The sequence below is a fragment of the Pseudomonas sp. FW305-20 genome (genome assembly GCF_058788075.1).
On sequence record NZ_JBYTAJ010000003.1, the window covers coordinates 132,733 to 147,930 of the forward strand.

The 15,198-nt window shown below is 59.1% G+C and carries 10 protein-coding genes; 2 read left to right on the forward strand and 8 right to left on the reverse strand.

Annotation, left to right across the window (positions count from 1 at the left end):
* Nucleotides 1–97: 97 nt before the first annotated feature.
* Nucleotides 98–1,117 (reverse strand): Glu/Leu/Phe/Val dehydrogenase family protein, encoded by a 1,020-nt coding sequence (locus tag AC3WP4_RS04040; protein ID WP_102615058.1) that lies wholly within the window; start codon nucleotides 1,115–1,117, stop codon nucleotides 98–100.
* Between the two features lie 183 nt (nucleotides 1,118–1,300).
* Between AC3WP4_RS04040 and AC3WP4_RS04045 the strand changes: the two genes are divergently transcribed.
* On the forward strand, nucleotides 1,301–2,104 hold the full coding sequence (locus tag AC3WP4_RS04045; RefSeq protein WP_074873846.1) for a SirB1 family protein: 804 nt from the start codon (nucleotides 1,301–1,303) through the stop codon (nucleotides 2,102–2,104).
* Nucleotides 2,105–2,124: 20 nt separating this feature from the next.
* Here the strand turns inward: AC3WP4_RS04045 and maiA are convergent, their stop codons facing one another.
* From maiA to hmgA, 3 genes are read right to left on the reverse strand one after another with little or no spacing between them, the layout of a single operon-like run.
* On the reverse strand, nucleotides 2,125–2,760 hold the full coding sequence (gene maiA, locus AC3WP4_RS04050) for a maleylacetoacetate isomerase (protein ID WP_074873845.1): 636 nt from the start codon (nucleotides 2,758–2,760) through the stop codon (nucleotides 2,125–2,127).
* Between the two features lie 12 nt (nucleotides 2,761–2,772).
* Nucleotides 2,773–4,080: a fumarylacetoacetase gene (gene fahA, locus AC3WP4_RS04055; RefSeq protein WP_102615059.1), complete on the reverse strand. Its 1,308-nt coding sequence runs from the start codon at nucleotides 4,078–4,080 to the stop codon at nucleotides 2,773–2,775.
* A gap of 3 nt (nucleotides 4,081–4,083) precedes the next feature.
* A complete protein-coding gene (gene hmgA / locus AC3WP4_RS04060; RefSeq protein WP_102615060.1) occupies nucleotides 4,084–5,388 on the reverse strand; it encodes a homogentisate 1,2-dioxygenase in 1,305 nt (434 codons plus the stop codon).
* A 165-nt stretch (nucleotides 5,389–5,553) separates the two neighbouring features.
* Here hmgA and AC3WP4_RS04065 point away from each other — a divergent pair, with 165 nt between their 5' ends.
* Nucleotides 5,554–6,351 carry an IclR family transcriptional regulator gene (locus AC3WP4_RS04065; protein WP_074873842.1) on the forward strand — a complete coding sequence of 266 codons (798 nt, stop codon included), beginning with the start codon at nucleotides 5,554–5,556 and terminating at the stop codon, nucleotides 6,349–6,351.
* Between the two features lie 91 nt (nucleotides 6,352–6,442).
* Here the strand turns inward: AC3WP4_RS04065 and AC3WP4_RS04070 are convergent, their stop codons facing one another.
* The 4 genes from AC3WP4_RS04070 to AC3WP4_RS04085 all read right to left on the reverse strand — a co-directional run bounded on the left by AC3WP4_RS04070 (nucleotide 6,443) and on the right by AC3WP4_RS04085 (nucleotide 14,908).
* On the reverse strand, nucleotides 6,443–8,851 hold the full coding sequence (locus tag AC3WP4_RS04070; RefSeq protein WP_219732400.1) for a dermonecrotic toxin domain-containing protein: 2,409 nt from the start codon (nucleotides 8,849–8,851) through the stop codon (nucleotides 6,443–6,445).
* Between the two features lie 183 nt (nucleotides 8,852–9,034).
* A complete protein-coding gene (locus AC3WP4_RS04075) occupies nucleotides 9,035–11,584 on the reverse strand; it encodes a LuxR C-terminal-related transcriptional regulator (RefSeq protein ID WP_102615061.1) in 2,550 nt (849 codons plus the stop codon).
* 139 nt (nucleotides 11,585–11,723) lie between these two features.
* Nucleotides 11,724–13,091 carry a DUF1329 domain-containing protein gene (locus AC3WP4_RS04080; protein WP_074873839.1) on the reverse strand — a complete coding sequence of 456 codons (1,368 nt, stop codon included), beginning with the start codon at nucleotides 13,089–13,091 and terminating at the stop codon, nucleotides 11,724–11,726.
* A 23-nt stretch (nucleotides 13,092–13,114) separates the two neighbouring features.
* Nucleotides 13,115–14,908, reverse strand: a complete 1,794-nt coding sequence (locus AC3WP4_RS04085) for a DUF1302 domain-containing protein (RefSeq protein WP_074873838.1) — start codon at nucleotides 14,906–14,908, stop codon at nucleotides 13,115–13,117.
* Nucleotides 14,909–15,198 lie beyond the last annotated feature (290 nt).

Genomic DNA, 15,198 nt, shown 5'->3' on the forward strand with positions numbered 1-15,198 from the left:
CCGCGTCAGCGTGCGTCAGTCAAGCCTGACGCTCGTGGCGCCAAGGCTTTGGGAGCAAGTCTGCCGGATAGGCCCTCACTCCTTCATCGGTTCAACTTCATCGATACAGCACTTTCTCCGCCAACTCGTCAGCCACTCGGGCCGGCGAGCGTTTTTCCGCTTGGGCATGGGCGAAGACTTCGGTCAGCCGGGAGCTGATTTTCGACAGGTGTGCGGTGATGGTCGATAGCTCTTCACCACGGTGCTTGAGCGAGACGTAGATCAGCCCGCCGGAATTGATCACGTAATCCGGCGCATACAAAATGCCCCGCCGCTCCAGTTGATCCGCGACTTCCAGGTGGGTCAGTTGGTTGTTCGCCGAGCCCGCCACCGCCGCGCAGCGCAATTGCGTCACGCTGTGGCTGTTGAGCACGCCACCAAGACCGCAGGGCGCGAGAATATCGCAAGGAGTGCTGAGCAGCGCGTCGTTGGCGATCGGATGAGCGCCAAGTTGTTCCATCGCCAGTTGGACCTTGCCGTGATCGATGTCACTGACCAGCAGTTCGGCACCGGCGGCGTGCAGCTGTTCGGCGAGGGCAAAACCAACGTTGCCAAGCCCTTGAATCGCCACTCGCAGGCCTTCGAGGTTATCGCTGCCCAGCCGGGCCATGGCGGTGGCACGAATACCGGTGAACACGCCCATCGCCGCGTGCGGTGCCGGGTCGCCCGCCGCGGTGGTGCTGGTGACGTACTGGGTCTGTTGGGCGATGCAATCCATGTCCGCCACTGAGGTGCCGCTGTCGATGGCGGTGATGTAGCGGCCGTCGAGCTGGTTGATGCAACGCCCGAAAGCTTCGAACAGCGCGGCGCGGTTTTCCACATGCACCGGGCGGACGATCACCGCCACGCCGCCGCCCTGAGCCAGGCCGGCCAGCGCCGCCTTGTAACTCATGCCTTGAGCGAGACGCACCGCATCCTCGACGGCGGATTCGTCGCTGGGATAGGCAAGGTAACGACACCCGCCCAGGGCTGGTCCCAGACGGCTGTTATGAATGGCAATGACCGCCTTCAACCCGGTGACCGAGTCGACGCTCAGATGCAGGGATTCAAGGCGAGTGCTTTGCATGAGAGCGAACATCGTAGGGCTCCCGAATCACTTCTAGTAGTCGCCAGTATAGGCTTGCGCCCGAAAATTGCAGAAGCGCGCCGGAATAAGCGACCTCGCCTTGCAGACTTTCGGACATAACCGGCAACCGCCCATGTCCGGCACTGGACGAATGCCGGAGACGGGGCTAAAACGAGGCATTAGCCGGAGATTTTGATGACCCCCCGCCAACGTTTTTTCGACTGTCTGCAACGTTCACCGCCCGCGCTGTTCGAGGCGGCGCTGTGGATTGCCGCCGAACACGACAGCGAAGTCACTTCCGAGGCAGTGCTGAACGATCTCAAGGACCTGCAACAACGGGTCAGTCTAGGCTTGCCGATGTTGCCGGTGAGCGAGTTGGCCCAGCCGTTGTTACGGCGTATGAATGACCTGGGATTCGCTCAGGACTCCTCCACGCCATTGCGCCCGCAAGTCGCGCTGGTCAATAAAGTGCTGGAACGCAGGCGCGGGCAGCCGCTGAGCCTGGGATTGGTTGCCCTGGAACTGGCCAGAGGTCTGGAGATCCCCATGGTCGGGGTCAACTTCCCCGGGCATTTCCTGTTGCGGGTACCGGGCGCCGATCACTTGCTCGACCCCTGCGGCGGGCGTCGTTTGTACCCCAACGACTGCCGGGAACTGCTGCAACGCCAATACGGCCCGAACATGAAACTCAGCGCCGAGCATTTGCTCACCGCCGAGCCGGTGCAAATGTTGCAGCGGTTGTCGCGCAACCTGCGTCAGTTACACCTTTCCAACGATGACTACATCGGCGCCCTGATCGACGCCGAACGCGTGCTGGAACTGGGCAACGCCAGTGCTTCCGACTACCTGGCCCGGGCCAGCCTCTATCAACGGCTGGATTGCCCGAACGCCGAGCGCTTCGACCTCGAACATGCCCTGCTGCTCAGTGACGACCCGATTCAGCGGATTCGCCTGACTGAACGATTAGGGCATTTGCCGCCAAACTCCATCGTCCATTAAAAGCAAAAGATCCGATGGTTTTAAGGGGTGTCCGGCTGGTTCGCCGGATGCGCCTCGATGAATGCCGGATGCGTCGCCGCCAACGCCGCCACTCGACGAATCCGCGGATACGCTTCAAGTGAAATGCTGAAGCGCTCGGCCGCGTACAGCTGCGGGATCAGGTAAACATCCGCCAGCCCAGGTGTCGGACCAAAGCAATAACCCTCGTCGCCGATCAACTGCTCCACCGTCGCCAACCCTTGGCTGATCCAGTGCCCAATCCACTCCACCACTTGCGGTTCATCGTGGCCCAACTGCCGCAGCTTGTTGAGCACGCTGACGTTGTGCAGCGGGTGCACGTCGCAACCAATCACTGCCGCCACGCCACGCTCATGGGCGCGAGCGGCGAGGTCTTTGGAGAGCAGCGGAACCTGTGGATAACGTTCCTCCAGGTATTCAATGATCGCCGGCGACTGGATCAGCAGCTCGCCTTCGTCGGTGCGCAAGGCCGGCACGCGGCCTTGTGGATTAATGCTCAGATACGGCGGCTGCCGATGTTCACCACCTGGCGGCGCGATCAGGTTGATTGGCAACGCCTGGTAATCCAGGCCCTTGAGCGCCAACGCAATGCGCACCCGAAAGGACGAAGTCGAACGATAGTAGGTATAGAGTTCCATGACCCGATCCTCTTAGCGCGCTGGCAGCACTTTGCCGCGGCATTCGCCGAAACCGATGGAGGCAAAACCTTCGCGGTTGCAACGGGCACGCAGGATGATTTCGTCGCCGTCCTCAAGGAATTTACGCACCTCGCCAGACGCGAGTTCGATCGGCTTTTTTCCGCCCTCGGTGATTTCCAGCAGGCTGCCGAACTGACCGTTCTCCGGCCCCGACAAGGTGCCCGAACCGAACAGGTCACCAGCCTGCAACTGGCAGCCGTTGACGCTGTGGTGCGCGACCATTTGCGCCACGGTCCAGTACATGTGCTGGGTGTTGCTAAGGGTCAGGCGATGGGCCGGCAGATTTTGCTCGCGCAGGCCTTCGGTGAGCAGCAGCACTTCCAGTTCGATGTCGAAGGCACCCGCCGCTTGATCGCGTTTGTCGAACAGGTACGGCAGCGGCTGTGGATCGCCTTCCGGACGTGCCGGCTGAGCACGACGGAACGGCTCCAGCGCTTCGGCCGTCACCACCCAAGGCGAGATGCTGGTGATGAAACTCTTGGACAGGAACGGCCCCAGCGGCTGGTATTCCCAAGCCTGGATGTCCCGCGCCGACCAGTCATTGAGCAGGCAGAAACCGGCGATGTGATCGGCAGCGTCACCGATGGCGATCGAGTCGCCCATCTCGTTGCCCTGACCGATCCAGATGCCCAGCTCCAGCTCATAGTCCAGACGCGCGCACGGACCAAAGGTTGGCTCGGTCTGGCCGGCTGGCAGCGTCTGGCCTTTCGGACGGCGAACATCGGTGCCCGACGGGCGAATGGTCGAGGCGCGGCCGTGATAACCGATCGGCACGTACTTGTAGTTCGGCAGCAACGGGTTGTCGGGACGGAACAGTTTGCCGACGTTCTGCGCGTGCTCGATGCCGACGTAGAAGTCGGTGTAGTCGTTGATTTTCGCTGGCAGGTGCATCTCGCAATTGGCCGCCAAGGGCAGCAGTTTTGCGCCTTGGGCTTCGATCTTGCCGCGCTGGGTGCTGCCTTCCTTGAACAACTCGATCATGCGTTGACGCAGGGCGACACGAGCCTCGCGACCCAGCTCGAAAAATGCATTCAACTGGCCGCCACGGGTGGCTTCAACGGCGGTCCGCGCGGCACCGTCGTCGAACAGCCCGGCATCGAGTGCCGCTCCCAGATCAAAGATATGGTCGCCGATCGCCACGCCACTGCGCGGCGCGCCGCCCTTCACGCTGAACACGCCCAACGGCAGATTTTGCAGCGGGAAATCCGCATGGCCGTTGGCGGAGGCAACCCAGCTACGAGTGATGGTTGTCTGAGTCATGGGTTATCTCCGGGTCGGGTCGAAAGTGGCGGGCAGCGTGGCCCAGCAGGCATCGTAATTGTTTTGCAGTTGCGGGCAATCGAGGGCGAATTGGCTCGGGCGCAGCACCTGGCTGGTCTCGAACATGAACGCCATGGTGTTGTCGATTTTCGCCGGGGCCAGTTCGGCGTTGATCGCCTTGGTGCAGGTTTCGCCGTCCGGGCCGTGGGCGCTCATGCAACTGTGCAAGGACGCGCCGCCGGGCACGAAACCTTCGGCCTTGGCGTCGTATTCGCCCTTGATCAGGCCCATGAATTCGTTCATCAGGTTGCGGTGGAACCACGGTGGCCGGAAGGTTTTCTCGGCGACCATCCAGCGTGGCGGGAAGATCACGAAGTCGAGATTGGCCAGACCGGGGACGCTCGTCGGCGACGTCAGGACGGTGAAGATCGACGGATCCGGGTGATCGAAACTGACCGTGCCGATGGTGTTGAAACGGCGCAGGTCATATTTGTATGGCACGTTATTGCCGTGCCAGGCGACCACGTTCAGCGGCGAATGATCAAGCTCGCAGCCCCACAACTGGCCGAGGAATTTCTGCACCAGGGTGGTCGGTTGCTTGAGGTTTTCGTAATGCGCGACCGGGGTCAGGAAGTCCCGCGCGTTGGCCAGGCCGTTGCTGCCGATCGGCCCCAGATCCGGTAGGCGCAGTGGCGCGCCGTGGTTCTCGGCAATGTAGCCGCGAGCTTGCGGATCAAGCAGTTCGACGCGAAATTTCAGGCCGCGCGGCAGCACGGCGATTTCCAGCGGCTCCAGTTCCAGCACGCCCAATTCCGTTGCGATGCGCAAGCGTCCCAGTTCCGGCACCAGCAGCAATTCGCCGTCGGCGTTGAAAAACACGCGCTCCATGGAGCGGTTGGCGCGGTAACTGTAGATGCTGATCCCGGCCGGTTTTTCCGCGCCGGAGTTGGCAGCCATGCTCACCAGGCCGTCGATGAAATCGGTTGGCTCGCTGGGGATGTCCAGCGGGTTCCAGCGCAGGCGATTGGGGGTCACTTCCCCCAACGGGCCGCCGGCCAGTTGCCGATCCAGTTTGACGAACGCCGGGTGATTGGCCGACGGCTGAATGCGGTACATCCAGGTGCGCCGCGCTTCGCTGCGAGGCATGGTGAACGCGGTGCCGGAGAACAGTTCGGTGTAGAGACCGTACGGGGCTTTTTGCGGGGAGTTCTGGCCGACGGGCAGTGCGCCGGGCAGCGCTTCACTGCTGAATTCGTTGCCAAAGCCGGACTGATAAGCCAGCTCGGGCGCCGTTGAATCGAGGTTCATGGAGCCTCCTGAACAGGGAGTAGGCAATGGCCTGTCACTCCGTCGAAGAGCTCTCGGCACGCCTGGGTTATTTTTATCGTAATTCGATTACGCTTAACGTAATTTGATTGGTATTGACCGTCAAGCTATAAAGACGCCCATTCGTCCCGGGATCAGACCACCTCCATGGAAACGCCGCGCAGCAACGATAAACAGAAAGTCCGCTCGGCCGAGGTCGGCACCGACATCCTCAAGGCCCTGGCCGAGTTGTCGCCATCGACTTCACTGTCGCGCCTGGCCGAACACGTACAGATGCCGGCAAGCAAGGTTCACCGCTATTTGCAGGCGCTGATCGCCAGCGGTTTTGCTGAACAGAATGCGGCCACCAACCATTACGGTCTGGGCCGCGAAGCCTTGCGAGTAGGGCTGGCAGCACTCAACAGTATGGACGTGCTGAAAGTCGGCGCCCTGCCCCTGGCTGAATTGCGCGATGAGTTGAACGAAACCTGCTTTATCGCCGTGTGGGGCAACCAGGGCGCGACCGTGGTGCACATCGAGCCAGCAGTGCGCGCGGTGACGGTGGTGACGCAATTGGGTTCGGTGTTGCCGTTGCTCAGTTCGTCCACAGGGCTAGTGTTCGGCGCCTATCTGCCCAAGCGTGAAACCGTCGAATTGCGCGAGCGGGAACTGCACAGCAGCGCTTCACATGCGCTGGCGGACGATCAGGCCTACCAGGCGTTGTGCGAACAGATCCGCGAACGCGGTCTGCATCATGTGCATGGTTTGCTGATGCCGGGCGTGGACGCCTTGTCGGCCCCAGTGTTCAACGCGGTCGGACAGATCGCCGCCGTGCTGACCATCGTCGGTCCGGCTTCGTTGTTCCATGCCGACGAAAACGGCCCGGCGGCGCAGCGGTTGCTGGCTGCGACGCGGGCCGTGAGTTGGCGGATGGGGTATCAGCCGATCCCGGATTCATCGACATGAGATTTGTGCTGCACAAACTTTAAAAGACACTTTTAAAGTTAAACAACGTATGTATCAGACGACATCCGGGAGGGATGTCTTGACCCAGCCGTTACAGCAGACGAGTTTTGCTGTCGAGGGCTTGTGGATCATTGAGAATAGCTTGAATGACCTCGAGCGCCTGTAAAGGCAATTTCTGTTGCCCGGTCGCCTGGCTGTAAAACTTCTGAACCGAATACACATCGCCCAACAAGCCGATAAAGTCCTTCTGCAACTTGGTTGCCCCCCCCTTGCTCAAACCGGCTTTACCCAGCGACGCCAGTTCGATCAGTGCATCCAGAAAATGCCATGCGGCAGTGGCGCGATCACCGTCGTTATAGGCTTCGGCACCTTCCAGCACACTTCTGGTGAGCAACACCACACTCATTGCAATGCCCACCGGCGGAATCACCACGCTGACAACGGTGGCCGCAGCCTCCACCGCGCCGAACACCAGTTTGAAGATGATTTCGTCCAGGCTTTCGGTCTTTTCATCGACATCGGAAATCGTGCGATAAATCAGATCGTCATAACTCCTGCCCAAGTCCCTGACGCGACTGTCGCGTAGCAGAACCGGAGCCTCATTGAAGTTACCAAGCTCTTCCAAATCAGTGATGTACGTCCGCACCACTCGCTGATCCTTATAACGAACCCGGTCATAGAAATAGTTGCCGAATTTGAGTTTCTTGACGGCGGATACAAATTCCGAGAACGGACGAATCAGTCGGCCATCAGGTGCGTCAGGCGTATACAGGAACTCCTCAACGCGATCACCAATGATCAATCGGAAAACGAATACCCCGACCACCAGTTTTTCTCGCAAATGCAACTTGAACATTGCGCTGAAGCGAACATCACTCGGGTATTCACCCATCGGACTCATCGTTCGTGTGTCAATTTTTTCCAGGTTTTCAATAACAGTCATCAGTTGCCGATACTGCTCGGCAGTCAAACGACCGTTAAAACGCTCCTGCATCACCCCTACTTTCATCTGGCGGCGCTGTACCTCGAGGTGAACCATTCGTTTAAACGCACCCTCGGGATGGCTTCTATCCAAATGCTTCGAACGTAGCATCTCGATGTACTTTTCGCCCGGGCGCAGCGTACGCGACCAGCCGGCAATATCCCGGATATCAAGTTTACTGATCGGTGGATGATCATGTTCCAGGGTAAACCGTGGATAACTCCAAGGCGTTTGTTGTTCATCGGCGTAAAAATGCGTTTCGGTGCTGATCAGTTCGGTCAGCGTCATTCCCAATTGCGGACTGACGGAGACAAAGATGCGATCAGGATTGACCGTGGCCCGCTCCCCCCTGTCAGCCAGCACTTGCTCGATTCGCTGTTTAATCAGATCGAAGCAGAACTTGCCGTAGGTAATGAAACCGCCCTCACGTGTGGCAATGACCTGCAAGGCCTTGAGTTCACAACGAGTACGGGCAAAGTTCTGGCGTTGAGCATCAGAAGCCGTGCGATAAGCGTAAGGTGTCCGGGACTCTTCCTCCGCCACTCGCCATGCGCGAATGTTTTCAATGGTGGCGGTCAGGACTTCAGCGCCTTTGTAAGGCGATGCAACCAGGCTCACTCCTTTCCAGGTACTCGGCAGCCGTTCGACCTGTTTCAAATAGGTGGCAATGACTTCTCGATCCACAGCGTGAGATTGCCAGGTCAGGTAGTCCCGACCTTTGGCATCCATTGTCCATTCGCCAACCCGTATGCCTACATGTTGCAAATTCTGGAGTTCGTACCAGTCCTGTCCACCTGGCGAGCCTGGCGCATACAGCAAGAAACCGTCTTGCCCATCGAGTCTTGCAACCAGAATCAAATGCTGGAGCGCTCGTGTGTCGTCGATGAGGCGCACGCCATCAATAGTGAATGCCTGGTCGCCGTATAAGGCAGAGACAATCCGTGCGAAGTTCTTGTCGTTGATGTGCCCCTGATGGCGAGCAGCCAACGCACTCAGCAACAGGCGCTGGCTCATGACGTTCTTCAAGGCTTGCATGACGTCTTGACGCTCATACCGAGAACGGAACTGGGCACCATAGGCAGCCCGGGCATCAGAGCTCATCATCTCTTCAAACCATTGCTGATTCAGCTCGGCGGGAAGTTCGTCTCCCATGAATACGAGATGGGCTCTTTGCCCTTCCTCGTAAAGGCCGTAGATGAACTGCTCGGTCAGGGTGCGAGTATCTTCCTGCTCGATCTTCCGTCCTCCCACCTCGAATGTATAACGAGCATTACACACAATTTCATCGGCATCCCGATCCTGGCCAAATTCCAGTTTAATGTTCTGATTGACAATGCTACGGGCATAATCCTTAAGCGAACTGAAGTGCCCCAACTGCTTTGCCAATTCACTCTCCCTCGTAACTAGCCATGCTTCGTGGGCCAAATAGAGCTCGCGATCTTCCTGACTTATTCCGTCCAGCCACGGTTTTGCGCTAGCAATCAAAGTATCTGCATTAAATAAACTATTCACATTCATTGTCCTTTGTTAACACATTTATGCCTGACCTGATGTCAAAGCACTTAGCGAAAACTTATTCCAGAACAACACAAAGAAACACGAGTAAAAAAATACAAGATATGATAAACGCGAACAATTTATTACCAGAAACAACAACACACAAGTCCAACTCTATATAAATAAAATCAAGCACAGGCACTTTTACGAGCACACACCTAACAACTTAGCCTTGGCCACAGCTTGCGTTCTTCGCTCAACCCCCAACTTTCCATTAATTCTACGGGCATGAGTTTTTACTGTATGCAACGAGATAAACAACACATCGGCAATCTGTTGATTGGAGTTGCCCTGTGCGATCAGCTGCAAAACTTCAAGCTCCCGTTTACTGAGGGGACTGGAACTGTGCGCCTCAACAGACAATTCGGTGATCGACATTTCAGCTGTACGCAGCCACTGGGGTTGCCGCAATTGCAACTCACGCCACGCTTGCCGCCCTTGGCAACGGCTAATCATTTGCTCCCCTTCTTGCAAAGCTGCAGTGGCCAGATGCGATTCCCCCTCCAGCCAGATCACTTCGGCCCGCGCCAGATGCAATTCCGCTTCGAGGGCGTACATGCCATTGGCGTGCGCATTGTCGATCAGTGTTTGAAGCAACGCTTCGGCGTTGCTGAGCTGTTGCAGATAAACCTCGGCCAGAATCAACAGATACTCAATCCGTGGAATTAGCTCCAGTGTGGCCGGGGGAGCCTGGCGAGCCTGCGGCCCACAATAATGACGCAGTACCCGCGCCAGTGCCTCATGGGCCAGTTGCGGTCGCCCCTGCTGCAACCAGAACTGACTGCTGACTTGCAACAGGACGCCACGATAGACGGTATCCGGAATTTTCCGCTGCTGCATCAGCCGTTCAGCATCGCGCAATTGTACAAACGCCTGGGTGTAATCACCCTGATTGGCCGCCAGTTGCGCGAGACCAAGAAATCCATATAACACACGCTTGTCGTGACTGCGCAGACACAACTCAAGACCGCGCTGAAAGCACTCGCGTGCATGTTCATCCTGGCCCATGGTTAACGCCAGTCGCCCACGTCGTAAAGCGATACGCCCAAGCAACGGCGCGGGCCGGTCGGCCTGCTGGCAGAGCAGTTCATGTATGTTGAGCAATAAACTCTCGGCGCGAGCCGGGGCACCCCGCTGCTCCAGCCATTGCGCGTGATCGAGCTCCATCAGGCCCTCGAACACCAGCGAGCCTTGCGCCCGCGCCAGGCACAGCGCGTCGCGGTTGTGGGCTTGCGCCACGTCGAGTTCGCCCCTTAGCAATGCCTGTTGCGTCAAACCGGACAAACACATCAGGCGCGCCGTCCAACACTCGGGATCGAGCGCGCTCAACGCGTCAAGAAAGTGCGCGCGCGAAGCCTCCATTCGGCCCTGTAAATGCAGCAACCAACCTTGCAGGGCCTGCCAACGTGCAATCAGTTGACGCTCAAGCACTGCCGAGGGTTGAGGCGTGAAATGCGCCAAATGAGCGATGCAGGCAGTCGCCTGGTCGAAACGTCCGGCGAACAACAGCGCAGCTGTAATCAATCCGACCAATTGCGGGCTGCCCAGCGTCAGCTCTTCACCTTGCTGCTCATGCAAACGCAACAACAGCACCACCGTTTGCTCCTCGAACAAATGCTCGAAACTGAAGTGCTGCAACAGGCTGACCGCCACTTCGTACTCCTCGGCGAGCAAGGCCTGTTCGAAGGCCGATTTCCAGTCCTGTTCGGTACAGAACCATTGGCAGGCACGCCGATGCCAGGAGCGTCCCGCCGGCCATTGCTCATCGCGCAACAACTGGGTGAACGGGGTGAATATCTGCAGCCAATCGGTGGAGTCGCCCCAAGGTTCGATAAAACAGCCCAGCGTTTGCAAGGTCCGCAAGTACTGAGCGCCCTCTCCGGCCCCGAACAGGTGATCGCACAGCCGGGCATTGAAGCGGGGCAAGTGGGCCAGCACGCGCCAGGCTTCGCTCAACTCAGGCGTCAGCGAGTTGAACAACTCATGCTCCAGATAATCGAGCAAGGTGTCCGCCCGTCCCAGGGGTTTGTTCTGCCGCGACCAATCGCACTTTTGCAGCAATGCAATCCGCACACCGGCACACCAGCCGCCGGTGCGCTGGATGATCCGACTGGCCACTTTGCCGGCCTGCTCCGGTACCCAGGGCTGCACGATCTGCTCGACTTCATCTGCCGTAAAAGCCAGCGAGGTGCTTTCGCATTCGTACAACTCATCGTCGAGCAGCAATCTTGGCCAGTTGCAGGGCGGGCGGCGGCGAGCACCCAGCCACCAGGTCAGCATCGGGCTGCTGGTCGCCAGCATGCGATCGAGCAACAGGTCCAACTCCGGGTCAGGCAAGCGGCAATAATCATCGAGAAACAGCCAGGTCGGCGTCTGCAATCGGGCCAGATAGCCCAGCAACTCGGATTCGTCCGACGAAGCCAGCCCCAGGGTTTCCGCCAGACGATGACGAAAATCCGCCGCGCTCAACACCACGCCAGACAATGGCAACCAGAACACGCGGCAATGGGGCGGGGCCTGCAACAGGCATTCGGCGAGCAGCGCAGTCTTGCCGCTGCCGGCCGGCGCGCAGAGTAATTTCACCCGTGCCGTGGAGGCCAGTAACGGCTCGGTCAAGCGAGACCGTGACAGGTGATGGGTGGACAGACGGGGCAGGAATCCAGGACGGTCCAGACACGGGATCATGGCGGTCATTGCGGCGTGCCTTTTTATAATTGTCCGGCAACCCTAGCCCTCTCTTAGCCGCTTGTTGAGAAGTATTCAGCACGCTGATTGGCAGCCATAAAAAAGGCGACCACCCGGTCGCCTTTTGTACTGCTGATGTATCAACCCACTACCGAACGCCCTCGGCGCGCAAGGCCGATGGCGTGTAGTCGGCAGCCTTGGCTTCGAAGCCGAATTCGAAACTGCGCTTCTCTTCGTTCTTCATTCCCAGGGCAATGTATCGGCCGGCAATGATGTCGTAGAGCGCTTCGAGGGTGTAGGCCGGGGTCTGATGATCGTAGTAGTACTGAGCGTGCCCCTCGGCCACTCGCCACAGCTGACCGCGACCGTCGTAATGGTCCGCCAGCGCCACTTGCCAGCTGTCTTCGTCGAGGTACATGTGGCGTTTAGCGTAGATGTGCCGTTCGCTCGCCTTGACCGTACCGATCACTTCCCAGACCCGGTGCAATTCATAGCGGGTCAGGTCCTGATTGATATGCCCGGCCTTGACGATGTCGTCGTACTTGAGGCTCGGCGAGTCGAGTTTGTAGCTGTTGTAAGGGATGTACATTTCCTTCTTGCCGACCAGTTTCCAGTCGTAGCGATCCGGTGCGCCGGAGAACATGTCGAAGTTGTCGGACGTGCGCAGGCCATCAGCGGCAGTACCCGGCCCGTCATAAGCCACTTGCGGTGCGCGACGTACACGGCGCTGGCCGGCGTTGTAGATCCACGCCAAGCGCGGTTCTTTCACCTGATCGAGGGTTTCATGCACCAGCAGCACGTTACCCGCCAGGCGTGCCGGGGCCGTCACCGATTGCTTGAAGAAGGTCAGCACGTTGGCGGCTTTTTCCGGGTCCAGGTCCTTCATCAGTTGTGGTACGGCGATCTCTTCTTCGAAGCGGATCGGCGTGTAGCTGCCGTTCGTTTGCGGGGTCACCTGAGTGATGATGCGGCGCAGGTTGCCGCCGTGATAGCGGGTGATGTGGTTCCACAACACCTCGACGCCGTTCTTCGGAATCGGGAACGCGTAGTAGCGGTTGCCGGTGAAATTGGCCAGGCCGTTACCGTCGTTGATGCTGTTCACGTTCAGCGCACTGCGCTTGGCCGACTCGTAAATCTCCGGGGGCAGGCCCACGGTGCGGTGAGTCGGGTAGACCGGGATCTTGTAGGTTTCAGGGTAGCGTTTGAACATCGCTACCTGGCCATCCGACAACTTGTCTTTGTACTTGTCGACCGTCGCGGCGGTGATGGTGAACAGCGGTTTTTCACTGGCGAACGGGTCAGCCAGGAAACCTTTGCTGTCCACTGCGCCGGCATTTTTCGGGATGCCGCCGGTCCAGGCCGGGATCGAGCCGTCGGCGTTGCCGGCCTTTTCGGCGCCCAACGGCGTGAGGCTGGAGGCAAGCTTGTTGGCTTCTTCCGGCGAGACCGCCGCCATTACGTTGGCAGCCAACAGACTCAAGGCCAGGGCGCCGCATTGCAGAATCGTCTTGCGCATTGAAATCATCCTTCTCAGCCAGATCAGAAGTTCACGCCGAAACTCAGCGCCAGGAAGTCGCGGTCTTCCAGGGTGTTGTAGTCACCGCCGAAGAAATCGGTGTAACTGAGGCTCGCGGTATAGGTGTTGCGGTAGTCGGCATCGACGCCGACGCTGACGGCCTTGGCGCCTTCGTTGAACAGCCCGTTGGGGCCGTAGCCGGCGACGTCATGGGACCAGGACAGGTTGGGCTTGAGGTTGATCCCGCCAATCACGTTGGCGTAATCGAGGATCGCCCGGGCGCGGTAACCCCAGGAGGTCGAAGTGACAAAGCCGTCGGTATCGCCGCCAAAACCATACTGGCCATAGACCGAGTCACGGCCGTAACGCAATTCGGATCGCGACTCCAGGCCACCGACGTGCACCACCGCCGCCTCGCCAACCAGGGTCAACCGCTGGGCGCCCAGCACTTGGTCGAAGAAGTGCGTCAGGGTGCTCTGGACCTGTGTCACTTCCTTGCGGCGGTAGCCTTTGTTGTCGGCACCTGGCGTGGTGGCGACAGGCGATGCCGCGCCGCCTGCAATCGGGTTGAGCAAGGCCAGGGTCAGGTCGTTGGTGTTGACTTGCACCGGAGCGTTGGGGCGATAGCTGATCTCGCCGGTCCACGCCGTACCGGTAGGCAAGGTGGTGGAAAAGCTCGCGCCGTAGAGGCGAATGTCTTCCGGGTACTCGAGGTAATACTGGCCGCGTCCGAGCATCACACTTTGAGCCAGTGCCGACCCGGTGCCGGGCGCGATCCTGTTGGCGGCACCGACGATGGCCGGGATCCGTGCCAGCGTTGTCAGGCCGGCGGTGGTCGTGCCGACCGTCGGGCTACGGCTGTGATAGTTCATGAAGTACAGGCCGTACTCGGTGTCGTCGCCGAGCCAGCGCAGCGCCGTCCCCCACTGCCCGGAGTCGCGGGCATCGCGGTCACCACCACGCGGTACGATCACACCTTCCTGGCTGACTTCGAAGCCTTGGCCAAACGCGGCAGCGATCGGTTGCAACGGTGCGATCGCCGGGCTGGCCACCGTGTAATTCTTGTTGCAACCGTCTGCCACCACGTCGTTACCGAAGAAGGTGCCGCAGTTGTCGACGACGGTCTGGTCCCACTCAAGTTGATAGAAACCTTCCACCGAGAGTTGGTCGGTCAGGCCTTGAGAGGCGAACAGCATGTTCACCGGAATCAGGCCTTCCTTGATCTCGGCGCCAGGACGGCGAAACGCTGAAACATCGATCGGGTTGATGCTGTTGATCGAGTTGCCGATGAAGGTACTTTCACCCCAACTCACCACCTGCTTGCCGGCGCGCACAGTGCCCGGCAGGTCAGCGATGGAATAGTTGTGATAGACGAAGGCGTCGAGCAGTTGCGCCCCGGAAGACTTGGCGCCTTCTTTACGACCGCTGTCACTGATCGCTTTGAACTCGCGATCCTCGTCCTTGAGTTCGAAGTCGTACCAGTACTTGCCACGCACGAACACCCCGGTGTCGCCGTACTTCAATTCAAGGTCATGAATACCCTTGAAGATCTTGGAGAAGGTTTCGCCCTTCTTGAAGTTCAGCCGCCCGTCATCCCCGGTCGAAGACTGGCCGGTCCCGCCATTGACGACGCCTACCAGGGATTTGTCGGCATCACGCATGCCCCAGCTCGCGCCGACGGACAGCGAAGAGTCAAATGTCCCCTCGATTTCGCCAATGTTGAATGAAACAGCCTGCGCCTGGGCGCAGCAACCCAAGGCAACCGCAGCGGCGAGCGCTTGCGGCGTGAAGATGGCGCGCATTGTTGTTTTTGTCATGCGTCTTCCCCGGTGAGTGACAGAAGGCCCCACCCTACTGCCCCATGTTGGGAGCGATAAGCGCACCAAGGAGGTATTCGCGATGTACCTCCAAAGGATGAATGCCCGCATGGGACGGGGGTTTGCGCGGGTTATGGATGGGCTGGATGGGGGGTTATCAGCCAGGTGCATAGGGCGTTGTGCTCGCCAACCTGTTGCAGCAGCCGCCCCAGATCCCATGACAAATGGAACTGTTGCCGAGACTGCAACAGTGCATGTCTTGAATCGCTATTTTTCCTTTTGGCTCAACG